Genomic DNA, 23982 nt, shown 5'->3' on the forward strand with positions numbered 1-23982 from the left:
CTAGAAGGTCAGCTTCCAGCTGTTGATGTAGCCGGTGTCCGCGCTGTAGACGTCCTGGACCTTGAGCTGCCAGCTCCCGTTGACGGTCGTCTCGCTCGACGCGTCGACCGTGTAGGTGGCGTCGACGTTGTCCGTGGAGTCGGAGGAGCTGCTGCTCTTGAGGCGGTACGTCGAGCCGTCCGGGGCCACGAGGTCGATGACCAGGTCACCGCGGTAGGTGTGGACGATGTTGACGTAGACGGACAGGTCGCTGGGCGCGCTGCCGGTCAGACCGCTGACGGTGACGGGCGAGTAGACGGCGGAGCCGGCGTCCGGGATGGAGACGTCGGTGGTCGACTCGAAGGCGCTGCCGGTGTCGCCACCGTCGTCCCCGCCGTCGTCACCGTCCCCGCTGGGCGTGACCTGGAGCAGCAGGTTGGGGCTGCCGGTGCCGACGCTGGTGAGGGTGGAGGCGGAGGCCGCCGAGGTCAGGGCCGTGGTGACCGCGGAGGGTGCGGCGCTCGGGTTCTCGCCGAGGTGGACGGCGGCCGCGCCGGCGACGTGCGGCGACGCCATCGACGTACCGGAGTAGGTCGCGGTGGCCGTGTTGGAGGTGTTCGACGCGGAGGTGATGGACGAACCCGGCGCGAAGATGTCCAGCGTGGAACCGTAGTTGGAGAACGAGGATCGGGCGTCGGCGCTGGTGACGGCGCCCACGGTGATCGCGGAGGCGACGCGGGCCGGCGAGTAGCTCGACGCGTTGGCGTTGTCGTTGCCGGCCGCGACGGCGTAGGTGATGCCGGCCGAGATGGAGTTGGCGACGGCGGTGTCGAGGGTGGTGTCCGCGCTGCCGCCGAGCGACATGTTGGCGACGGCCGGGAACTGGGCGTTGTCGGTCACCCAGTCGATACCGGCGACGACACCGGCGGTGGTGCCGGAGCCCTCGTCGTCGAGGACGCGGACGGCGACGATGTCGGCGGCCTTGGCGACACCGTAGGTGGTGCCCGCGACGGTGCCGGCGACGTGCGTGCCGTGCCCGTTGCCGTCGTCGGCGGAGGAGTCGTCGTCCACGGCGTCATAGCCGTACGAGGCCCGGCCGCCGAAGTCGGTGTGGGTGATCCGCACACCCGTGTCGATGATGTAGGCGGTGACGCCGCTGCCCGCGCTGCTGGGGTACGTGTACGACGAGTCCAGCGGCAGGTCGGCCTGGTCGATGCGGTCCAGGCCCCAGGTCGCGCCGGTCTGGGTGTCGCTCATATGGACGGTCTTGTTGGCGGCGACCGCGGCGACGGCCGGGTCGGCGGCGAGCTGCTTCGCCTCCGCCTCCGTCATCTCCGTGGCGTAGCCGTTCAGCGCCTTCTTGTACGTCTGCTCCACCTCGGCGCCGTACCGGGTGGCGACCGCCTTGCCCTTGGCGGAGGCCGCCTTGAAGGGGAGGCTCTCCTTGAGCGTGACGATGTAGCTGCCCTTGATGGCGTTCTCGGCGCTCGCACCGACGATCCTGCCCTCCGCGGATGCCGCGACCGCGGGGGCGGCGGTCGCGGCACCGACGGTGAACAGGGCGGCGGCGGAGACCACCGCGGCGAGCGCACCGCGTCTGCGGCGACCGGGGGCGTGGGGGGCGGGGGAGTTCTGCACGAACATTGGGGGTGGACCCCTCTCGTGAAGACTTGCGCGGACTGACCAGCGTGGGGGGTGGCGGCCTGGTCACATACGGTGACGTCTTGACGGGGGCACGTCAATGAGGGGAATCCCTACGTCCGGGTAGGGGGGCACCCAAAAGGGAAAGCACGGGGCGCAGCCCCTGCTTTTCAGGGGCGCGGGGAACTGCGCGAGCAACCACACTCCACCCGCACCCGCCAACGCACCCGCACCCCCCGAGCCACTGGGCGCGTCCCTACGCCGACCTCCGTACCGCCGGATACTCCCGCGAGCGGACGACCCCGGCGCCCCCGCCCGGCACGGTGGTGGCATGAAAGCAAGCCGCCCCGCACGCCGGGCCTTCCTCGTCGTCCACGTATCCGCCTCCGCCTGCTGGCTCGGGCTCACGCTCGGGCTGTTCGCGCTCGGGGTCACCGCGGGCACCACCGGGTCCGCGGTGACGGTGGAGGCATCCGTCCGGGCCATGAAGCTGTTCGCGGACTGGCTCCTGATCCCCGTCGCCGTCCTGACGTTCCTGAGCGGGCTGGCGCTGTCGCTGGGCACCCCGTGGGGACTGGCACGGCACCGCTGGGTCTGGACGAAGTTCTGGCTGACCCTGGCCACGCTCACCGCCACGGTCCTCGCCCTGCGCCCCGGCGTGAACTCGGCGGTCGCCGCCGTCACCGCGGGCGGACCGCTGCCCGACACGGGCGACGTGCTGTTCGGGCCGGTCGTCTCGCTCACCGCGTACGTCTTCATGACGGTCATCTCGGTGCTGAAGCCCTGGGGGCCGACCCGGCGCGGCCGCCGGCTGCGGACCGCCGCGCACGAGCAGGCGGCAGCCGGGCAACCGGCCGGGCAGGCATCCGGTCCCGTCCGGGCCCCCGGCCCCGCCGTCCCGGCCAAGTGAAGCGCCCCGTCACGGCCCCGCGCGCCGCGGACTACCCTGGAGGGTCGATCGTCCCCGTGGCAGGAGAGTAATGGCCGTCAATCTGGTCAATGTCGAGAACGTCAGCAAGGTGTACGGCACCCGCGCCCTGCTCGACGGGGTCTCGCTCGGCGTCTCCGAAGGGGACCGGATCGGCGTCGTGGGGCGCAACGGCGACGGCAAGACGACCCTCATCCGGATGCTCGCCAAGCTGGAGGACGCCGACTCGGGGCGGGTCACCCAGTCCGGCGGCCTCCACCTCGGCGTGCTCACCCAGCACGACTCCCTGGACCCGACCGCCACCGTCCGGCACGAGGTCATCCGGGACCTGGCCGACCACGAGTGGGCCGGCAACGCCAAGATCAGGGACGTACTCACCGGACTGTTCGGCGGCCTCGACCTGCCCGGCTTCCCGCAGGGCCTCGACACCGTCATCGGCCCCCTCTCCGGCGGTGAGCGGCGGCGCATCGCGCTCGCCAAGCTGCTCATCGAGGAGCAGGACCTGATCATCCTCGACGAGCCCACCAACCACCTCGATGTCGAGGGCATCTCCTGGCTCGCCCAGCACCTGCGGGAGCGGCGCTCCGCGCTCGTCTGCGTCACCCACGACCGCTGGTTCCTCGACCAGGTCTGCACCCGCATGTGGGACGTGCAGAAGGGCTCGGTCTACGAGTACGAGGGCGGCTACTCGGACTACGTCTTCGCGCGGGCCGAGCGGGAGCGGATCGCGGCCACCGAGGAGACCAAGCGGCAGAACCTGGTCCGCAAGGAGCTGGCCTGGCTGCGGCGCGGGGCACCGGCCCGTACGTCGAAGCCGCGCTTCCGCGTCGAGGCGGCCAACGAGCTGATCGCGGACGTGCCGCCGCCGCGCGACACCAGCGAGCTGATGAAGTTCGCGTCGACCCGGCTCGGCAAGACCGTGTTCGACCTCAAGGACGTCACCGTGCAGGCCGGGCCCAAGGTGCTGCTGAAGCATCTGACCTGGCAGCTCGGACCGGGCGACCGCGTCGGCCTCGTCGGCGTCAACGGCGCGGGCAAGACCTCCCTGCTGCGCGCCATGGCCGAGGCCGCGCGCAGCGAGGGGGAGCGGCAGCCGGCCGCCGGGCGGGTCGTCACCGGCAGGACGGTCAAGCTCGCCTATCTGTCCCAGGAGGTCGCCGAACTCGACCCCACCCTGCGGGTGCTCCAGGCCGTGCAGCAGATCCGTGACCGCGTCGACCTCGGCAAGGGGCGCGAGCTGACGGCCGGGCAGCTCTGCGAGACCTTCGGGTTCAGCAAGGAGAAGCAGTGGACGCCGGTCGGGGACCTCAGCGGCGGTGAGCGGCGCCGGCTGCAGATCCTGCGGCTGCTGATGGACGAGCCCAACGTCCTCTTCCTCGACGAGCCGACGAACGACCTCGACATCGAGACCCTCACCCAGCTGGAGGACCTCCTCGACGGCTGGCCCGGCTCGATGATCGTCATCTCCCACGACCGGTTCTTCGTCGAGCGCACCACCGACAAGGTGTTCGCGCTCCTCGGCGACGCGACGCTGCGGATGCTGCCGCGCGGGATCGACGAGTACATCGAGCGGCGCCACCAGATGGAGGAGGCCGCCGCCGCGGCCTCGCCCGTCGCGAAGGCGGTCGCCGAGAAGCCGGAGAAGAACGCGGCCGACGCCCGCGCCGCGAAGAAGGAACTCCAGAAGATCGAGCGGCAGTTGGACAAGCTCTCCGAGAACGAGACCAAGCTGCACGCACAGATCGCGGAGAACGCGACGGACTTCGGCAAGGTGGCGGAACTCGACGCCCGGCTGCGCGACTTGGCAGGTGAGCGCGAGGACCTGGAGATGCGCTGGCTGGAACTGGCGGAGGACGCGTAGGGCGTACGCGCGCACTGACGGACGGCGGCGCGCACGTCCCGTGAAGGGGGCGTGAAGGAGCGTAACGACGGCATTACGGGCCGGTCCTCCCTTGGGAACAGGGGAGCGACCGGCCCCCTGCGTGTATGCGTCGCAGTGATAGAAAGAGCCGTCTGAGAAGCGTCTTAACAGTCTGAGAAGCGACACCACGCGTGACCACGGGTGGCTCGAAAACAGCGAACAGGGGGAAAGCGCTGATGACACAGCCACCCGATCAGCCGCCGCACGGCGGCTACGGAACACCACAGAACCCGCCGCCACCGGCCCAGCCGCAACCGCCCCAACAGCCGTACGGTTACCCGCAGACGCCCCCGCCGCAGGGCCCGCCCATACCGGCCCCCGGCTACGGCTACCCCCAGCAGCCACCCGCGCAGCAGGGCCCGTACGCCCAGCCCGGCCCGTACACCCAACCGCCGCAGCAGCCCGGCCCGTACGCGCAGCCCGGCCCGTACAACCCGGCGTCGCAGGCCGGTTACGGCTACCCGCAGTCGCAGTACCCGGGCGCGCCCACCCCGCCGCCGGGCGGCGGTAACGGCGGCGTTGGCGGCGGTGCCGGCGGTGGCTCGAAAAGCCCCTTCAAGGGCAGGCCCGCGATGATCATCGGCGCCGCCGTGGCCGCGCTGCTGGTGATCGGCGGCGCGGTGTTCGCGGTGACGAGCCTCGGCGACGACGGCGAGAAGAAGCCCACCGCCAAGGAGAGCGCGAGCCCCACCGGGGACGACAAGCCCTCCCCGTCGCCCACCCAGCCCGTCAACCAGGGCGACGGCAGCGGCGACGGCGGCGACGACATCGACGTCTCCGACTTCAACGCGGACCGCAAGGCCGGCGAGGCGAAGGTGCTCTGGTACAAGAGCGCGCCCGACGCCCCCGGTTCCGGCGCGAGCGCCCTCGGCCTGTGGGTCACCGACAAGGTCGCGGTGAAGGCGGCGTACAAGCAGCTCTTCGCGTTCAACGTCGGTGACGGCGACCCCGCCTGGGACGCCATCGAGTTCGGCAACAAGATCTGCGCGCTCACCGGCGAGGCGACGGACGACGACAAGATCGTCGTCGCCTACCAGGACGGCACCTCGGACAACAGCACCCGCTGCAACCAGCTCCAGCAGATCGACCTGAACACCGGCGAGAAGGGCTGGTCCACGGAGCTGGAGGAGGGCGCACTCTTCGACGGCACCTACGGCCTCGCGCTGGCCATCAGCGGCGACACCCTGTACGCGGGCCGCTCCCAGTCCGGCGTGGCCCTCGATGTGCGGACCGGCAAGAAGCTGTGGGAGAAGAAGGAGTACGGCCAGTCCTGCTACCCCGCGGGCGTCGCCGGCGGCACGCGGCTGATCGTGGTCTCCTCCTGCGCGGTGACCACCGACAACCAGCACGACGAGGTGCAGCAACTCGACGTGAAGACCGGCAAGGCCACGTGGACGCGGAAGATCCCCAAGGGCTGGAAGGTCGAACGGGCCTACTCGGTGGACCCGGTCGTGCTCTACCTCACCAACGAGGACGAGAACACCTGGAACATCTCCACGCTCGGCGGTGACGGCAAGACCCGCTCCCAGCTCGAAGCCGACGACACGTTCGCGCCGGAGTGCAGCTACATGCTGGAGAACAACCTGGACGCCTGCGAGGGCGTCACGGTGGCCGCGGACACCCTGTACCTGCCGACCGAGGAGAAGGACGGCACGAACGAGATCGTCGCGCTGAACCTGGCGACCGGCAAGGAGAAGTGGCGCGTCAAGGCCCCCGCGGACGTGACGATGGAGCCGATCAAGGTCGAGGGCTCGAAGCTCGTCGCGTATGTGTCCCCGTCGTCCGACGGCCCCGGCCGTGTCGTGTCCGTCCCGACCACGGGCAACGGCCACAAGGCGACGACGCTCCTGCAGATGCCGGCGAGCGCCGCGAAGATCGAGGGCGGTTTCTACTCCAAGGCGATCGACTACGTGGACGGGCGCTTCTACCTCTCCACCTCCCTGCTGTCGGGCAACGACGAGTCGAAGGAGAAGTTGATGCTGGCCTACGGCAAGTGACGCGAGCGACCGCCGGTTCAGTTCTCCACCCGTCCGTCCTCCCTGCTCTCCCTTTTCTCTCCTCCGTCGTCCTCAACATCCGCTCCGAGGTATTCACGTCATGACGCAGCCGCCGCCCCCGCCGAACCAGCCGCCGGGTCCGCCCCCGAACCAGCCGCCCGCCCAGCAGCCCCCAGCCCCGCAGGACACCCCGCCGCAGGGCGGCTTCGGCGCGCCCACGCCCCCGCCGCCCGGCGGATTCGGCGCCCCTACACCCCCGCCGCAGGGCCCGCCCGCCCCGGGGGCCGGCTACGGCTACCCGCAGGCACCCCCGGCCCAGCAGACCCCGCCGCCGCAGCCGCCCCCGCCCGCGCAGGGCCCCGGCTACGGCTACCCGCAGACCCCGCCGCCGCAGCCCGGCCACGGCTACCCGGGCCAGCCCGGTCAGCCGCAGCAGCCGGGACCGTACGGCCAGCAGCCGCAGCAGCCGGGACCGTACGGCCAGCAACCGCAGCAGCCCGGTCCCTACGGCCAGCAGCCGCCGTACGGCTACCAGCCGCAGACCATGCCGATGCAGCCGCAGGTGGGCTACGCCCCGGGGGGCCCCGGCGGCCCGGGCGGCCCCGGCGGCAAGAAGAAGGTCAACTCCACGGCGATCATCATCACCGCGGCGGTCGCGGCCATCGCGCTCATCGTCGGCGGCGGCTTCCTGTACACCTCCTCCAGCAGCGGCGACGACAACGGCAAGGACGACACCGCCAGTTCGCAGGGCACGACCGGCGGCAAGGACGACCCCAAGGGCGACGACGGCGGCACGTCCTCGTCCGGCGGCTCGTCGTCCGGCGGCGTCGAGGTGCCGACCGAGGCGCAGGAGAAGGTGCCGTCCAGCACCAGCGCCGAGATCCTTTTCCAGGTGCCCGCGCACGAGGTCAAGGAGAAGCTGCAGATCGACAGCGTCAAGGGCTCCTGGCTGACGGAGACCACGTACGCCAAGGCCGCTGTCAACAAGATCATCGGCTATGACCCGGGCAGCGGGAAGTCCAAGTGGACGCTGGACCTGAGCGGCCAGACCTGCGCGGGTTCCCGGGAGATCACCACCGAGGGCATCGCCGTCGTGGTGACCGAGTCGGCCAAGCGCAAGAACAAGGACGACCGCCAGCCCTGCACCGAGGTCACCGCGTTCAACGTGGAGACCGGCAAGCAGGTGTGGTCCGAGAGCGCCGAGGTCAGCGGCGCCGAGGTGCCGTTCGGCGAGGTCACCATCTCCGGTACGACGGTCGCCGCGGCCGGCGGCTACTCCGGCGGCGCCGCCTTCGACGTCAACTCCGGCAAGGTGCTGTGGTCGCCGAAGACCGGCGAGTGCACGGACGACGGCTACGCGGGCGGCGCCCAGCTGGTCGCGGTCCGCAAGTGCGGCGACTACGGCAGTGAGACCTTCGAGATCCAGCTGCTCGACCCGAAGACGGGCAGCGTCAAGTGGACCTACAAGCTGCCCTCCGGCATCCAGAGCGCCAAGGTCATCTCCACCAACCCGGTCGTCTTCGGCGTGGTGACGGGCAACGACGTCCCGCTGACCGGCACGACCGACATCTTCTCGCTCGACGAGAGCGGCAAGCTGCGCGCCAAGATCTCCATCCCGGAGGACAAGTACGACTACGAGTGCCCGGTCCGCGGCGTCTGGGCCTGCAAGGGCGTCTACGTCGGCAACGACAAGGTGTACATGCCGACCAAGAACCACGACGGCACCGAGAAGTACAGCTCCACCAACGAGATCGTCTCCTTCTCGCTGGCCACCGGTAAGTCCACCGGCGACCGCGTCGACGCGGGCGACGACTACGAGCTGTTCCCGATCCGCATGGACGGGCCGAACATCATCGCCTACAAGGACGGCCCGTACGACAAGGGTTCCCAGGTGGTCTCCGTCGACGCCAAGACGCTGAAGCAGACGGTGCTCCTGGAGACCCCGGCCTCCGACACGGTCCGCTCCGCGATCAGCAGCATGGTCCCGACGATGGGCGAGCTCCTCTACACCGACGGACGGCTCTTCATGGGCAAGGAACTGGTCAGCCAGCCGTACTCGGACGACGAGAAGGAGTACACGGCGCTCGGCTTCGGGGCGAAGTAACCCCACACGCCCCCTCGGCCTCCTTCAACGGCCCCGTCCCTGGTCAGGGACGGGGCCGTGGACGTTTCCCTCATCACGCTCGAATCGGAGGGAATTTCGGTAATCCGGGGCACTTCTCTCCCATAGGGGCAGCGCGATGTCGAACAAGCGTGTAGCTTCCGGGGGCATGAGAGCGGGGGACCAGACGGGGAAGTCGGGGGGCTTCTGTCCGTGAGGACCAGTGGGCCGCCATAGTTGGCAACCATTGGGGGACTGGGGGGTGGCTGGCTCGATGGGAGTGCGGCTCATGGTGGTCGACGACCACCGACTGCTCGCCGAGGCGCTGGCCTCGGCGTTGAAGCTGCGCGGGCACCGGGTGCTCGCCGCGGCGGCGCCCGCCGCGGGCGCGGCGGAACTGGTGATCACAAGGGCACCCGAGGTGTGCCTGATCGGCACGGCGACACCCGCCGAGCCGGGAATCTTCGACCCCGTGGTGAAGATCAAACGCGAACGCCCGCAGGTGGCGGTACTGGTCCTCGGACCGGTACCCAACCCCCGCGGCATAGCCGCCGCCTTCGCCGCGGGCGCCTCCGGCTACGTGCGGCACGACGAGCGCATCGAGGGGGTCGAGCGGGCCATCATGAAAGCCCGCGCCGGTGAGGCCGCGATAGCGCCCCAACTCCTCCAGAGCGCCTTCAGCGAGCTCCTGAACCCCGCCGCCCAACCGGACGACGAGGGCCAGCGCCTGCTCCAGATGCTGACCCCTCGCGAGGTCGAGGTCCTGGTCCGCGTCGCGGACGGCGAGGACACGCGCCTGATCGCGGCGGGAATGGGCATCGCCCCGTCGACGGCGCGTACGCACGTCCAGCGGGTGTTGATGAAGCTGGGGGTGGGTTCGAGGCTGGAGGCGGCGGCTCTGGCGGCCCGCACGGGGTTGCTGGACCGGGCGGGGCCGGTGCCGCACTCTCCTCTGAGGGAGGCGGGCCCGGAGCGGCGCTGACCTTCCGGCCGGGCCCAGGCGGACGGTGCCCCGCCTGGGCCCGGTCCGCAACCGGGCTCGTGTGTACCGGCTGGGCTCGTGCCCAGCCCGCACACCAGGAGTGCGCTTCGCCGCCCGGCCGGACGAAGGCCGTCTCCCAGGCATCGCCCGTACCGCCGACCGCCGACCGCCGACGCGTCGGCGGTCGGCGGTCGGCCCTCAGCCAAAGGACAACTTCGTTGTGGACCAGCCGCTGGCGGAACTGATCACCGTGGTGCCCGAGCCGAGTGTCGAGGCACCCCCCTTGTAGAACTTGACGCCGCCGTCCGCCGCGAGTGCCCAGATGTCGGGGATGCCGTCGCCGGTGACGTCGGGCGTGCCGTACAGGAAGGACGTGGGCACCGAGCCGGTCGACCAACCCTCCGCGTAGACCTCGTCGGCGCCTGTCTTCGAGCCGACGGCGGCGGACAGGGAAGCGATGGTGGAGCCGCCGTCGCCGTCCTCGACGCCGTAGCGGATGTACAGACGGTCGGAGGAGCCGGACCGCCACACCAGGTCGGGGGCGTCGTCCCCGTCGTGGTCGCCGACGGAGACCAGGTCGCGCTGGGCCCAGGCCGTCGAGGCGATCTTGGTGACGGAGAGGAAGCTGACGCCGGTGTAACCCTCGAAGGCCCACAGCTCGCCTGCCCCGGCCGTGGCGAACAGGTCGACGCGGCCGTCCAGGTCGTAGTCGCCCGCGATGATCTGGTCGAAGGTCGCGGGATCAGGGGAGCCCGACGGCAGCCGTACCGTCATGCGCTGCGAGATGTCCACGCTGCCGTAGCCGTCACCGGGGTAGGCGTACAGTTCGCCGTCCGGCATCCGGGCAAAGAGGTCGCCCACGCCGTCCGCGCCACTCGCGTCACCGCCGTGGGCGATCAGAGCGGGCTTGCCGTCCTCGCCCATCCAGTAGCCGGCCAGGTGCGCCTCGCCGTCACCGTCGGGGTCGGCCAGCAGCCCGACGCCGTCGTCGTGGGCTCCGGACAATGAGACATGGAGATCGCCCGCGGTGGTGGACGGATACAGGGACAGGTTGCCGCCCGACGTGATGACGAACAGATCAGGGATGGCGTCCCCGGTGACGTCACCCGCCACGTCGGCGGCGTCCCGCGGGGTGACGTAGAAGAGGTACTTCGTGCCGAGCGAGGGGTTCCCCGCGCTGTCGACGGTGCGCACGTAGAGGACGTTGGGGCCGGCGGCCGGGGGCTTGCGGGTGACCGTCGCCGACGCACCCGCGCTGACACTCACGGAGCTGCTGTAGCTGGTGCTGTTGAAGGAGTACTCGAACGTGGTGATGTCGGTGTTCTCGTCGGGTGCGAAGGTGAAACCGCCCGCCGTGCCGAACTTCACCTCGGACCACACCGAGCCGTCGTCGTCCGCCGCAGGGAAGTCCGTGGAGGTGACGAGGGGTTCGTTGGGCTTGGAGGAGTCGAAGACGAAGCGGCACACCTTCGGGTCGGCCGTCGGCGCGTAGCTGGAGGCCGCCCCGCTGGAGTCGAGGGCCCGTACCCGCCAGGAGTACTGGTGGCCGTTGGTGAACTCGGACTTGGAGACGGTGATTGAGGCCTTGCCCGCACTGGTGACCGTGACGTTCGTGTCGACGATCTTGTCGTCGCCGTACCCGGTGCGCCACAGCTCGAAGTCCAGGTACTTCAGGTCCTGCCGGGTGGAGGTGTCGTCCGCGTCGGAGGACTTGGCCGACAGCACCAGGTCGCGCTTGCCGATATGGGTGTACGGAGTGGTGCGGTCGCAGCCGCCGCCGGGTGACTGGGCGAGCGAACTCGGAGTCTTCGGTTTGCGGTTGTAGACGATCTCCAGCCTCGGTGCGCTCGCGTCCTCCGCGCGGAACTTCTTCCACGCGTACGCGGAGTCTTCGGTGGTGGCGCGCAGCCCGATGGTGAGCTGCTGCCAGCCGCCGTCGGCCGCGTCCTGGGCGAGCGACTTGGCGCCGTACTCCACGTACGAGTCGGGGCAGGAGGAGTTGTAGCCGTGTGCGAAGGACTTGGTGCCGATCTCCGTCTTCCAGTCGGGCTGGTTGTTCCAGGTGGTCTTGGAGGAGATGCCGCCGGTGTGCCACACCTGCATCTCACGGGCGGAGCACGACCAGGAGTACGTCTCGCGCAGCCGGATCGCGGCGGACGAGACGTGGGCGCCCTTGATGTTCGCGGACCAGCCGAGCCTGAAGAAGGAGCGGGACAGGCCCCAGGTGGTGGACTCGAAACCGACCCGCGCCTCGGAGGTGCCGCTGTTGTAGTTGGTGCCGTCGTAGAAGCTGGAACTCGGGTACTTCTTGTAGGCCGTGGTCCAGTTCTTGGTCTTGCCGTAGATCGTGGGGTCGATGAAGACCGGGTAGACCGTGTCCTCGTCCTCCAGGAGGTCGGCGCCGGGGACGATGGACAGCGTGGTGGAGGCGGCGCCGGGTGCGCTCAACTCGGCGTCGGCGACGGCCAGATGGGTGCCGGGGTCGGGCCCCGCGAGGCCGGGCAGGGCGAAGACCTCGTCGTCGGTCAGGGCAGCGCGGACCACGCCCGTCGCCGCGTACCCGGCCCACGTGGCGCTGCGGCCGACCGCCGCGCCTTCGGCGGCGGCGTACACGTCGCCGTCGTACCCGGCGTCGCTGTCGGCCCGCGCACCGCCGTCGTACGCGGCCGGGTCGGCGGACGCCCCGTCGTCGCCGGTCGCCTCGGGTGCGGTGCCCTCCTTTTGCGAACCGTCGCCGTCGCCGGGCTCCGAGTCGGACGTGGGCGCGTCGGTGTCCAGGCCGTCCTCAGGCGCCGCGCTCTCGGCGTCGGCCTCCTCGCCCGGCTCCTCGGAGTAGGAGGGGCTGGGGTCGGGGTCCTCCTCGACGGGCTCCGGATCGTCCCCCTCGGTGACGGCGTAGGTGCCCGCGGAGTCCCACAGGTAGGGGGTGGGCGACACCGCGATCTCCTGACCGTCGCGGTCCCTGCCGGTGACGACCTCGGTGACCGGGTCGATGTGGAAGGTCAGATCCTGTGAGGACAGCCCGTACGACAGTTCCGTGAGCGCCGGGTCGGCGGCGGCCTCGCGGTTGTGCACGATCAGTACATGGCCGAAGCCGCCGGCCTGCGCGGTCAGCATCAGGTCGACGCCGTCGAAGACGTTCCGGTACAGCGCGCTGGACCCGCTGATCACCGGCTCGGGCAGAGCGCCCGGCCAGCTCAGCGTGACCTCGTGGCCGTCGCTGGTGAGCGTGGCCACCGTGCTGTAGGTCTCGGTGCCGTCGGCGGTCCGCACCGTACGGCCGTTACGGGCGACGGTGTACACGGCACCGCGCGTGGGGCTACCGCCAAACTCTCCGTGGGTGGCGGCCTGGCCCATGGACGCCCCGCGCGCCGACGTGCCACGGTCGCCCGCGCCCTCACCACCGGCCGAGAAGACCACGGGGTCGACGGCGGCCTTCGGGGCCCAGCCGCCGTCCACCCTGGTGAGCTCGGTGTCGATCGGTTTCCAGGCCCCGTTCACCTTGGCCCGTACGGGAGCGCCGGACGCGACCAGTTCGAAGCTGCCGTCCGGACGTGCGTAGGTTGTGGAGGTCTCGTCGCGCAGCGCGGTCACCTCGACGCGCTTGCCCGAGGACACCGCCCGCTCCTGCGCGGTGTCCTCGTCCACCGGCCGTGTGGCGGACTTCTTCGTCTTGGCGGGCCGGTCGGAGGAGTCCGGGTCGTCGAAGAGGGGAACGGTGAGCAGCCCGAGGCCGAGCGCGCCGGCGACGAGGGCGGCAGCTCCCGCTCCGGTGCGCCGGGACACGGGCAGGCCGAAGCGACGACGATCCATGGTGCTGGGTCCCCTCCCCCTGAATTCCCCGAAAGCGGGAATTCTGTGAATCCCCTGTGGCGCCGACCTGTCCGCGTAAAGGCTCGCGATTCATGGATCCCGGGGCATGGGTGGCATGGCCCGGTGCGGCGCGGAGACAGAGCATGACCCATTCCGAGGGATCGCGCATAGCGTTCTGGGCTCTTTGCCAGGCTCTCGTTCGTTGAACGGAACCGCGCGGTGTGTTCGTACATCTGCATGGGCGGGACGGTTCGAGGCGAGGGCGGTGATGGAAGGGGCGGGGAGTAAAGCGGGCGGGTCATCCCAAATCCCTTTCCTTTGCCGGTGCTTGACGCGCGCTTGGGTATCGTTTGGTCCGATCGCCCTGAATGATTTCCCTTGGGTGGGTTATGGAAATTCTCGCGCAATAAGCTTTCCGTAACCGAAACGTGGTCGAATTTGCAATTTGCCGTGTGAGCTAAATCACCGACCTCCGAAAGCTTGTTGACTTTCCGCGAAAATTTGCCGGAGCATTCGTGCTCATCGAATGCAGATAGCAGATAAGCGCGGGGGGCTGCCGCTGTGTGGGGATCGCTGTCGTGGTGCGGCCGGGGGTGGTTGCCGGACAACCGTGCCGAGCGCCGCAGACGGGCACAGGCTCGTGCCGGAGTGATCGGCGCCGTCGCGGTGGCCCTGGTGGTCGGCCTGGTGCCCGCCGCCTCCGCGCTGCCCCCGGGGGACGATCGCAGCGGTGTCGACCTGGTCGATCTCCCCGTGGCGGAGGAGGCCGACGGGGAGAACGGCGGGCAGCTCGCGGAGCTGACCACCGCCGAGGCCGATCAGCCCGCCGAGTACGAACCGAGCGCGGTGACCGCGCCGACGGGCGGCACGGCGGCCAAGGATCTCACCGGCCTCACCCCCGGCGAGCTGGTGCCGATCGCCCAGAACACCGACGCCCTGCCCGTCGCGGTCGGGGCTCCCGAGGACTCCACCGCCGCCGAGGCCGCCGCACTGGAGGGCGAGTGGCAGGTCTCGCTGGCCGGGCAGGACGAGCTCGACGCCACCGCCGTCGAGGGCATGGCGCTCACCGTCACCCCGCCCGCCGAGGCCACCGGTGACGCGGTGATCGCCCTGGACTACACCGACTTCGCCGAACTGTACGGTGCCAACTGGGCCGACCGGCTGTCCTTCGTCCAGTACCCCGCGTGCTTCCTGACCACCCCGGACACCGACGGCTGCACCGAGCCGACCGAGGTGACCACTGACAACGTGGTCGAGCAGACCGGAACCGACACCGACGGCGCCCCGGTGTACGAGCGCCGCGTCCTCGCCACCGTGGACGCCGAGGCCCTCGCGGCCGGCGGTACCTGGGAGACGTCCACCACCTCGACCGCCTCCGCAGCCTCGACTGCTGACGGTGACGAGGGCACGGTCTCCGACGCGGTGTACCGCGAGAACCGTGAGAGCGCGACCGGCGACGCCCCCCTCGCGACCCTGGCCGCCGCCACCGCGGACACGGGCTCCTCGGTGCTGCTGGCCACCGACTCCGGTTCGGGCTCCAAGGGAGACTTCTCCGCGACCCCGCTGGTCGCCGCCGGGTCCTGGTCGGCGGGCAACAGCTCGGGCGCGTTCACCTACTCGTACCCGGTCCAGACGCCCACCGTGCCCGGCGGCCCGACCCCGGCGGTCTCCTTCGGCTACAACTCGCAGGGCGTGGACGGCCGTACGTCCGCCACCAACAACCAGGCCTCCTGGATCGGCGACGGCTGGGAGTACAACGCGGGCTCCATCACCCGTTCCTACCGCTCCTGCCGCGACGACCGCACGGACGGCAACAACGCGAGCAGGAAGACCGACGACCTGTGCTGGGGCTCGTACAACGCCGTCCTCACCCTCGGCGGTACGACCACCGAACTGGTGTTGCCCGACGGCGCCGACGCCGTGGGCGACAAGTGGGCCACCGCCAACGGTGACGGCTCCCGCGTCGAACTACTCAAGGACACCGGCCTCGGCAACGGCGACGCCGACGGCGAGTACTGGCGTGTCACCACCCGCGACGGTACCCAGTACTACTTCGGCCGACACAAACTCACCGACGACTGGGAGGGCGGCGACCCCGTCACCAACTCCGTCTTCTCCGCCCCCGTCGCAGGCAACCAGAGCGACGAACCCTGCTACGAGGCGGGCGACTTCGCGGGCTCCTTCTGCGACCAGGCATGGCGCTGGAACCTCGACCACGTCGTGGACATCGAGGGCAACGCCATGACGTTGTGGTGGGAGAGGGAGACCAACCGCTACGCCAAGAACCAGAAGTACAAGAACTCCGTCACCTACGACCGCGGAGGCCATCTCAAGCGGATCGAGTACGGCCTGCGTGATGCCGATCCGTTCGCGGACCCGATCGCCAAGGTCACCTTCGACGTCGACGAGCGCTGCTTCAAGGAGGGCGAACTCACCTGCTCCGAGGACAACTTCACCTCGGGTGAGTTCTCCCGGAACCGCATCTGGTACGACACCCCGGCCGACCTGCACTGCGCCGAGGGCAAGGAGTGCTACGTCCCGGTCCCCACCTTCTGGTCGCGCAAGCGCCTCGCCAAGGTCACCACCTGGGCGCAGCGCACCGAGGGCTCCACCGACCTTTCGAAGGTCGACAGCTGGACCCTCCAGCAGTCCCTCCCCGCCGACCTCACCGACGAGGGCACGGCCCTGTGGCTTGAGTCGATCACCCGCACCGGTTACGACACCGACGGTGAGGCCATCGCCCTCAACCCGGTGCAGTTCCTCGCCAACAGCGTCTCGATGCCCAACCGCGTCAAGCGGGGCTCCAACGACCCGAACCCGGCGTTCGACCGGCTCCGCGTCGCCCGCGTCGTCAGTGAGTACGGCGGCGAGACCGTCGTCACATACACGACCGACGCCTGCCGGACGGAGGGGGAGTTCCCGAAGCCCGAGAGCAACACCAAGCTCTGCTTCCCCGCCTACTGGCACCCGGATCCCGACGAGGAGAGCATCGACTGGTTCCACAAGTACGTCGTGGAGTCCGTCCAGGAACTTCCGGCACTCACCGGTGTGGACCTGCTCACGACCACCTACGAGTACCTGGGCGGCGGCGCCTGGGCCCTGAACCAGGCCGAGTTCTCCAAGAAGAAGACCCGCACCTACGACCAGTGGCGCGGCTATGCCCGGGTGCGCACGTACACGGGCGACGACTCCTCTGCGGCGTACACGTCGACCGAGCGGGGCATGAGCGAGACCCGCTACTTCCGGGGCATGCACGGCGATCCCCTGCCGGACGGCGGAACCCGTGAGGTGACGGTCTCCGACACCGAGGGCGAGACGATCGCCAAGGACCGGGAGCCCTTCGCCGGCCGCGTGGCGGAAACCCTCACCTACGCCTCGGCCACCGCCGACACATGGCTGACCCGTACCGTCGACATCCCGAAGGCCGTGGAGCTGGCCTCCCGGGACCGCGCCGACGGCGTCCCGGACCTCAAGGCGTGGCGGGTCCTCACCCCCGAGTCGGTCTCCTACAACCGCACCTCCGGCGACGACCGAGTGCTCAGGACGCTCACGGAGCACGAGGACACCCACGGCCTTCCGGTCTCCGTCGAACAGCAGGGCGACACGGCGACGTCGAAGGACGACACCTGCACGGTCATGTCATATGTCCACAACACCGACAAGCACCTGATCGGCCTGGACAGACAGACACTGACGACCGTGGGCACCTGCGCCGCGGCGCCCACGGCGACGGCGGACGACTGGATCTCCGGGTCGCGGGTGGCGTACGACGACGGCGCCTTCGGCGACGCCCCGACCAGGGCCAGGGCAACCACCGTCTGGGACATGACCCCCAACGGCGGCGGCTGGACGAAGAGCGCGGAACTCGGCTACGACACCTACGGCCGTCCGGAGTCCACCACCGACGCCGCCGGCAGCACCGACACCACCACCTACAACCCGTCCGCCGGGCAGGTGTACTCGATCACCACCACCAACGAACTCGGCCACTCCGAGACGACGACCGTCGAACCGGGGCGCGGCACCGCCCTCAAGGAGGCGGACGCCAACGACAACACCACCACCTACACCTACGACGCGCTGGGCCGCACCACCGCCGCCTGGGGACCCACCCGGTCCACCTCCAAGAGCCCGTCGGTGAAGTTCGCCTACAACACCACCATCGGCGAACCGGTGTCGGTGGTCTCCACCGCTCTGGGCCACGACGGCACGTACTCCGACTCCGTCGTCGTCTACGACGGCCTCGGCCGCGAGCGCCAGAAGCAGGAACCGGCCGTCGGCGAGGGCAGGCTCGTCACCGACGTCCTCTACAGCGCCAACGGCACCATCGCCCGCACCAACAACGCGTACTACACCACCGGCGACCCGACCACCACCCTCTTCGAGCTCGCCTCGGACTACCAGGTCCCGAACGCCACTCTGTACGCGTACGACGGCCTGGGCCGCACGCTGAGCGAGACGCCGTACGAGAACGGCGAGGAGAACACGGCCAAGGCGACCCGCTACGCGTACGGCTACGACAACTCCACGGTGATCCCGCCGACCGGCGCGGCGTCCCAGCGCACCTGGTCCGACGCGCTCGGCCGCACCGTACGCGTGGACACCTTCACCGATGCCGCCCGCAGCCAGTACCGCACGACGACGTACGAGTTCGACGAGCGCGGTGACCAGATCGCGGCGGAGGACTCCCAGGGCAACCGGTGGGCGTGGACGTACGACGTCCGTGGCCGTCAGCTGTCGGCCACGGACCCGGACACGGGCACCACGGAGACGACGTACGACCTCGCGAACCGCCCGGTGACCACCGAGGACGCCCGCGGCGTGAAGGTGTGGACCGGCTACGACGGGCTGTCCCGGCCGATCGAGCAGCGCCTGGATGACGAAGAGGGCACGCTCCTCGCCTCCGCCGCGTACGACACGCGCAGCGCGGGGCTGCCCACCTCCCAGACCCGCTACACCGACGGGCTGGCGTACACGACCGAGGTGACCGGGTACACCGCCGACTACCAGCCCACCGGCAAGCGGGTCGTGCTGCCCGAGTCGGTCGCGGACCGGTACGGCCTTCAGCCGGAGTACCGCTACGACTTCACGTACTCGGAGTCGGGCCTGCTGGAGTCCGTCGCACTGCCCGCGGTCGGCACGCTGCCCGCCGAGGAACTCGTCATCCGCTACAACGCGGACGGCCTGCCGGTCTCGACATCCGGCCAGGAGTGGTACACGGCGAAGACCTCCTACTCGCCGTACGGCGAGGTGCTGCGCACGGCGAGCGGCGAGGAGCCCAACCGGGTATGGACGACGAACCTGTTCGACGAGGCGACGGGCGAGCTGACCCGCAGCATCGTCGACCGCGAGTCGACCACCGACGCCACGGCGGTGCCGGGTCACCGGGTGAACTCCCGCACGTACGCCTACGATCCGGCTGGCAACGTTACCTCGATCGCCGACACATCCAACTCGGTGACCGACCGCCAGTGCTTCACCTACGACGCGCTGGGCCAGCTGACCCAGGCCTGGACCGCCCCTTCGAGCTGCACGGCTGAGGGCAAGCCGACCGCCGCTCCCGAGTACGACGACGGCACGGCCAACGTGACGGCGGCGAACAGCGGTTACTGGCAGTCGTACACCTACGACGAGCTGGGCAACCGCGAGACGCTGGTCGAGCACGACCCGGGCCTGGACACCGACCAGGACGTGACGACCGAGTACCGGTACGGCAGGGCGGACGGCACCAAGCCGCACACGCTGGCCGCTCTGACGTCGACGCACACGACGGAGGCGGGCGCCGAGGTCGAGAAGACCGCCGAGTTCACCTACAACGAGACGGGCGCCACGGAGACCCGTTCGTACGACGGTGCCGAACAGTCGCTGACCTGGACCTGGGACGGCCAGGTAGAGACGGTCACAGGCTTCGGTGAGAACGGAAGCGGGGCGTGGCTGGGCCTGGCGAACAGATGCCTCGACCTGGCCGGCGCGTCGACCACGGCCGGTACACCGCTCCAGCTCTACTCCTGCAACGGAACCAAGGCGCAGAAGCTGCGCATCGACGCGGCGGCCGGCTCGTCGGACTCCTCGACGGGGACGCTCAAGGTGCTGGGCAAGTGCGCGGTGCCGTCCGGCGGGGCGACGGCCAACGGCACCCCGGTGGTGATCGCGGACTGCACGGGCGCGGCCGGCCAGCAGTGGACGGCGACGTCGGCGGGCGCGTTGAAGCACGTGTCGTCCGGCACGTGCCTGGCGGTGCCGGGCGCGAACTCCGCCGACGGCACGGATCTGCAGCTGGCCGCGTGTGACAGTGTGTCCGAGGCCCAGTCGTGGGTGCCGGACACGCAGACCCGCTACCTCTACGACGGCTCGGGCGCCCGCCTGATGTCGATCGGCGCCACCGAGCAGGTGTTGTATCTGGGTGAGTCGACGATCGCGGTGAACGCGACCGGGACGGCTGCCTACACGGAGCGTTATTACGCGCAGCCGGGTGCGCCGACGGTGATGCGGCACGCGCAGGGCTCCTCGGCGCCGGAGTTGTCGGTGCAGGTGGCCGATCAGAACGGCACGGCGTATGTGAACGTGGCGCTGCGTTCGGGCAACCAGGTGCGGTTCTCGAAGACGGACCCGTTCGGTGTGGAGCGTGCGGAGCACGCGAGCTGGCGTTCGCACCGGTCGTACGTGGGCGGCGGCGACGACGCGTCGAGCGGGCTGGTGCATCTGGGGGCGCGGGAGTACGACCCGACGCTGGGCCGCTTCCTGTCCGCGGACCCGGTGTTGGACCTGGCGGATCCGGTCCAGATGAACGGGTACGTGTACTGCGAGAACAACCCAGTGACGTTCGCGGACCCGTCGGGTCTGGCGTCGGAGGGCGGTAACGAGGAGTACGGGGGGCCGTCGGCGTCGCAGGAGGCGGCAGCGAGGAAGACGCTGAACACCTCCGTCTCCGACATCATCCTCTCGATCGGCTGGGCGGCGCTGAAGCAGTTCGTCGGCTGGGACGACGTGGTGGGCTGCTTCTCGCGGGGTGATCTGTGGGCGTGCGGGAGCCTGTTCGTGCAGGCGATTCCCTGGGCGAAGTTCGCGAAGATCCCCGGTGTGATGGCGGCGGCGTACCGCATCGCCAAGGCGGTCCATGGCCTGATGAAGGCCAAGGAGAAGGCCCGCAAGATCATTGAGATGGCGAAGAAGGCCCGCGAGCTGGCCCGCAAGGCGAAGGAGGCCAAACGCAAGGCCGCGGAGAAGGCCGCCCAGCTGAAGAAGAAGGCCAAGGAGGCCCAGACCAGGGCCAAGAAGAAGGCGGCGCAGAAGACCGGCAACACGGTCCAGAAGACCCAGAAGACCCTGGCCAAGGCGAAGGAGACGGTCAAGACCGGGTACCAGCGGGCGAAGGCCAGGGTTACGGGCGGCAAGGGCGGCGGCTGCGCGGACGAGGACAACAGCTTCGTCCCCGGCACCAAGGTCCTGATGGCTGACGGCACCACCAAGCCGATCGAGGACGTCCGAAACGGCGATAAGGTCCTGGCCACCGACCCCGAGACCGGCGAGACGGCGGTGGAGACGGTCACGGCCGAGATCACGGGCGAGGGCGTCAAGCACCTGGTGAAGGTGACGATCGCGGTCGGTGGGGGCGGCGACGACGACGGCGACAAGGGCAGGACGACTGCCACGGTCACCGCGACCGAAGGCCACCCGTTCTGGGTACCGGAGTTGGGCGAGTGGCTGGACGCCACCGACCTCACAGCGGGCCAATGGTTCCAGACCGGCGCCGGCACGTACGTCCAGATCACGGCGCTGGAACGCTGGACGGCCACTTCGGCAACGGTCCACAACCTGACCGTCAGCGACCTGCATACGTACTATGTGGTGGCGGGGGCCACGCCGGTCCTCGTTCACAACTGCGGGCTCTCTGATAGGGCAAGCGAAATTCACGCTGCTGAGCCTGATGAGTTCGTCCGTAAGAGGGTGAGCACCGTAGTAGTGGTCAGGGCCGATACTCCGCACGGACCGATCAATGTCGTTGCTGGCTCTGGAGATGGCCTGACACCTGCACAAATGTCAGCCATCCGTAAGGGTGAGATCGCCGCCGACAACATTCCGGGAACTCATGCGGAGCAGAACGCCCTGCTATTCATCAATGAAATGGGCTGGACGCCAATTGCGGGAGGTACCTCGCGGAATGTATGTCTGGGGATCTGTGCTCCACTGATCCGGGGGACCGGCGGTAGGATGATGGGCCAGGTGTACCCGGGTAGCGGTGTTACTACAACTCGCCAGAGGAGCTTTGAGTGGTAGTCGATGAGGCCGTCGCGACGGCCCTGCGAGAGCAGTCGCAGGCTCAGGTCGGTGTCTTCGTTGCGGGGTGCGCGGAGCGAATGGCGCAGGTATTCATTGGTCTGCGCAGTGATGACCCAGAGCGCGGCGGTGATGTTGACACGGTGGTCCTCCTACTCGAAGAGCTCTGGAGTGCAGAAGCCCCGCAGCAGCAATTCCAGGAATACGTGGATTCTTTGTCAGGCTTCCCGGAGCTTGATGAGGCCTCTGATGAGGAAATTATCGATGCAGGAGAGATCTATTCTTTCTATGCAGTGCTTGGGATGCGGTATGCGGCACTATATCGCTCCAGTGGGGACGCTGAAACCGCACTGAAGTGTGCGCATTCCTGCCTAACCGCGATGGGGCAGCTCGATCAGAACATTCCTGTTGCTACATTCTTCGCCCAGGAAGCCGAATGTCAGCAACGTGTGATCTCCTCATACCCCCTGGGTGAGGTCGATGAGATCGCGCAACTGAGGAATGCTGATCAAGTCATTAGTCGAGAGAGGCTAGAAGCTCTTAAGGAGCGTTTGCCGCACTGAGTAACACGATGTATAGGGGCCCCTGGTGACAAGAAGCGGGGACGGCGACCTCGTGGGCCCGAACAAGGCGGTGGTCTTCCGCCACGGCAGTACCCTCGCCGAGTTCGCCACCGTCAACGCCAATACCACGTCCTCGGCCGACGACTGGGATTTCCCGACGGCCCTGGTCGAGGCTCAGGCCGACAAGCTCGGCTGACCACGGGCTGATCCGGCGCCGTTCGGTACGTGGCTGCTCAGAGGGCGCCGGTGCGTATGCCTTCAAGGAGGTTCGCGAGGGCGGTAGGGGTCGTGGTGAGGGCGGTGGTCGGGCTGTCGGATTCGCGGAGGTGGACGGTGGGGTGGGCTGCCGCGAGTTCGACGCAGGTGTTGCCTTCGCCGCCGTCCGAGAACGTGGACTTCTGCCAATGCAAGCCGTGGCTCATGGCGTGCCTCACAACTCCTTCGTCAAGCGGTGGATGAAGTCCCGTGACGCCGTGGGTTCCAGCGACGCCTTCTCCACCTTACGAAGAAGTGTGCGAAGTTGCTTCAACTGGGCCTGCGCATCGATGAAGACGGTTCCGGTGGGTGAGTCACGCAGCCCCGTGTCCAACAGCGGCAACGGACCGCCCATGTACATCATCGAGGCCCCGTTGCCGCCGAAGCCGTCCTGGTCTGTCGGGATGACGCGCACGGTGGCGTGGCCCTGCTCGATCTGGTCCAGAATGCGCCGAAGTTGGGCGAGCGCCGCCTGACGGTCGGCCACCCGAGTGCGCAGTGCGAACTCGTGGATGATCGTCTCGTACGGAGTAGAGGTCTCACCCTCGATGACGCCGCGACGTTGCATCCTGTGTTCCACGCGGAGCGTCAGTTCGCTCTCGGGCAGCTCGGGACGCATGTATCTGAAGATCGCGCGCGCGTAGTCCGGCGTCTGGAGAAGGCCGGGAACGTGTGTGATGAGCACCTCGCGCAGGAACGTCGCGTGATGCTCCGCCTCAGCCACGTCCATGTTCACCTGTGGCAGTTTGCCTCGGTACTTGTCCCACCAGCCGCGCTTACGGTCACCCGTCATCGCCGCCAACGCATCGATCAACTCCTCGTCCGTGCAGGTGTAGTAGGCGGCGAGACGGCGGACGCGCTCCGCGCTGACGCCTGCGATGCCCGCTTCCATCTGGCTCATCTGAGCCGAGGTCGAGTTCAGGAATGCCGCCGTCTCGCGGGCCTTGAGCCCGGTGGCTTCTCGCAGCCTGCGAAGTTCGGTTCCCAGGCGAACCTGCCGCGCGGTGGGATGACTCCTCGGCGCCATGCACTCTCCGTTCAACATCCGTGTCGTTGTGCCACTTTCGGGTGCCAGACTACGACAGATGGTTGCGCGGGAAGAAATTAATGCCCTACGGTCAGTGACGAGCCGCACACTCTGCGGAACATCGGACCCTGGAAGCGCACCACTCCGTCACGCCACGACGGCTGAGGCAATGCCACCGACCCGTCCCCTCAACCCCCCCACCCTCCCGAACGGAGCTCACCCATGCCCGAAACGGCAGCCGACCCCTGGGAGTACGTCCTCCACATCCCCAACGACCCCCGAGCCGTCACCATCAGTCGCCGCACCCTCCGCCTGATCCTCACCCTGCACGGCTTGACCGCCCTCCTGGACACCGCCGAACTGCTGGCGACGGAGCTGGTCTCCAACGCCGTACTCCACACGAAGGGCCCCGCCGCCCTGCGGGTGCGCTGGGCGGACGGCGCGCTGTGGGTCGGCGCGTGGGACACGGACCCCGAACCACCGCAGCGTCGCGCCCAG

At 69.2% G+C, this 23982-nt stretch carries 13 protein-coding genes; 9 read left to right on the plus strand and 4 right to left on the minus strand.

Annotated features, from left to right (window positions below):
* The gene (locus tag I8N67_RS36615) at positions 1–1623 is read right to left on the minus strand and encodes a S8 family peptidase (RefSeq protein ID WP_200308607.1); all 1623 of its coding nucleotides are present in this window, start codon (positions 1621–1623) and stop codon (positions 1–3) included.
* A gap of 328 nt (positions 1624–1951) precedes the next feature.
* Here I8N67_RS36615 and I8N67_RS36620 point away from each other — a divergent pair, with 328 nt between their 5' ends.
* The 5 genes from I8N67_RS36620 to I8N67_RS36640 all read left to right on the plus strand — a co-directional run bounded on the left by I8N67_RS36620 (position 1952) and on the right by I8N67_RS36640 (position 9549).
* Positions 1952–2530 (plus strand): DUF2269 family protein, encoded by a 579-nt coding sequence (locus tag I8N67_RS36620; protein ID WP_200308608.1) that lies wholly within the window; start codon positions 1952–1954, stop codon positions 2528–2530.
* Positions 2531–2600: 70 nt separating this feature from the next.
* Positions 2601–4409: an ABC-F family ATP-binding cassette domain-containing protein gene (locus I8N67_RS36625; RefSeq protein WP_200308609.1), complete on the plus strand. Its 1809-nt coding sequence runs from the start codon at positions 2601–2603 to the stop codon at positions 4407–4409.
* A gap of 236 nt (positions 4410–4645) precedes the next feature.
* A complete protein-coding gene (locus I8N67_RS36630) occupies positions 4646–6466 on the plus strand; it encodes an outer membrane protein assembly factor BamB family protein (RefSeq protein ID WP_200308610.1) in 1821 nt (606 codons plus the stop codon).
* A gap of 100 nt (positions 6467–6566) precedes the next feature.
* Positions 6567–8570 carry an outer membrane protein assembly factor BamB family protein gene (locus I8N67_RS36635; RefSeq protein WP_200308611.1) on the plus strand — a complete coding sequence of 668 codons (2004 nt, stop codon included), beginning with the start codon at positions 6567–6569 and terminating at the stop codon, positions 8568–8570.
* Positions 8571–8841: 271 nt separating this feature from the next.
* On the plus strand, positions 8842–9549 hold the full coding sequence (locus I8N67_RS36640) for a helix-turn-helix transcriptional regulator (protein WP_200308617.1): 708 nt from the start codon (positions 8842–8844) through the stop codon (positions 9547–9549).
* Positions 9550–9747: 198 nt separating this feature from the next.
* On the opposite strand, the gene I8N67_RS36645 is transcribed toward I8N67_RS36640, so the two are convergent.
* A complete protein-coding gene (locus tag I8N67_RS36645) occupies positions 9748–13362 on the minus strand; it encodes a DNRLRE domain-containing protein (RefSeq protein WP_200308612.1) in 3615 nt (1204 codons plus the stop codon).
* Between the two features lie 597 nt (positions 13363–13959).
* Between I8N67_RS36645 and I8N67_RS36650 the strand changes: the two genes are divergently transcribed.
* The 3 genes from I8N67_RS36650 to I8N67_RS36660 are packed head-to-tail and all read left to right on the plus strand — an operon-like array spanning position 13960 to position 22398.
* The gene (locus I8N67_RS36650; protein ID WP_234046869.1) at positions 13960–21639 is read left to right on the plus strand and encodes a ricin-type beta-trefoil lectin domain protein; all 7680 of its coding nucleotides are present in this window, start codon (positions 13960–13962) and stop codon (positions 21637–21639) included.
* The gene (locus I8N67_RS36655) at positions 21633–22202 is read left to right on the plus strand and encodes a hypothetical protein (RefSeq protein ID WP_200308613.1); all 570 of its coding nucleotides are present in this window, start codon (positions 21633–21635) and stop codon (positions 22200–22202) included. The genes I8N67_RS36650 and I8N67_RS36655 overlap by 7 nt, the downstream gene beginning before the upstream one ends.
* A gap of 25 nt (positions 22203–22227) precedes the next feature.
* Positions 22228–22398 carry a hypothetical protein gene (locus I8N67_RS36660; protein ID WP_200308614.1) on the plus strand — a complete coding sequence of 57 codons (171 nt, stop codon included), beginning with the start codon at positions 22228–22230 and terminating at the stop codon, positions 22396–22398.
* A 37-nt stretch (positions 22399–22435) separates the two neighbouring features.
* On the opposite strand, the gene I8N67_RS36665 is transcribed toward I8N67_RS36660, so the two are convergent.
* Both I8N67_RS36665 and I8N67_RS36670 read right to left on the minus strand, forming a co-directional pair.
* Complete coding sequence (locus I8N67_RS36665; protein ID WP_200308615.1) at positions 22436–22624, minus strand: DUF397 domain-containing protein; 189 nt, start codon at positions 22622–22624, stop codon at positions 22436–22438.
* 8 nt (positions 22625–22632) lie between these two features.
* On the minus strand, positions 22633–23484 hold the full coding sequence (locus I8N67_RS36670) for a helix-turn-helix domain-containing protein (RefSeq protein WP_200308616.1): 852 nt from the start codon (positions 23482–23484) through the stop codon (positions 22633–22635).
* A gap of 222 nt (positions 23485–23706) precedes the next feature.
* Between I8N67_RS36670 and I8N67_RS36675 the strand changes: the two genes are divergently transcribed.
* The coding region (locus I8N67_RS36675) for an ATP-binding protein (protein ID WP_372443886.1) at positions 23707–23982 on the plus strand (276 nt) is incomplete at its 3' end.

This window comes from Streptomyces adelaidensis, from assembly GCF_016598475.1.
Taxonomy (GTDB): Bacteria; Actinomycetota; Actinomycetes; order Streptomycetales; family Streptomycetaceae; genus Streptomyces; species Streptomyces adelaidensis.

What these genes read in the sequence shown, in the direction of transcription:
- I8N67_RS36645 (WP_200308612.1), bottom strand. Translation starts at nt 13,362, where the DNA reads ATGGATCGTCGTCGCTTCGGCCTGCCCGTGTCCCGGCGCACCGGAGCG.
- I8N67_RS36615 (WP_200308607.1), bottom strand. Translation starts at nt 1,623, where the DNA reads ATGTTCGTGCAGAACTCCCCCGCCCCCCACGCCCCCGGTCGCCGCAGA.
- I8N67_RS36630 (WP_200308610.1), top strand. Translation starts at nt 4,646, where the DNA reads ATGACACAGCCACCCGATCAGCCGCCGCACGGCGGCTACGGAACACCA.
- I8N67_RS36625 (WP_200308609.1), top strand. Translation starts at nt 2,601, where the DNA reads ATGGCCGTCAATCTGGTCAATGTCGAGAACGTCAGCAAGGTGTACGGC.
- I8N67_RS36620 (WP_200308608.1), top strand. Translation starts at nt 1,952, where the DNA reads ATGAAAGCAAGCCGCCCCGCACGCCGGGCCTTCCTCGTCGTCCACGTA.
- I8N67_RS36665 (WP_200308615.1), bottom strand. Translation starts at nt 22,624, where the DNA reads ATGAGCCACGGCTTGCATTGGCAGAAGTCCACGTTCTCGGACGGCGGC.
- I8N67_RS36670 (WP_200308616.1), bottom strand. Translation starts at nt 23,484, where the DNA reads ATGGCGCCGAGGAGTCATCCCACCGCGCGGCAGGTTCGCCTGGGAACC.
- I8N67_RS36640 (WP_200308617.1), top strand. Translation starts at nt 8,842, where the DNA reads ATGGGAGTGCGGCTCATGGTGGTCGACGACCACCGACTGCTCGCCGAG.
- I8N67_RS36635 (WP_200308611.1), top strand. Translation starts at nt 6,567, where the DNA reads ATGACGCAGCCGCCGCCCCCGCCGAACCAGCCGCCGGGTCCGCCCCCG.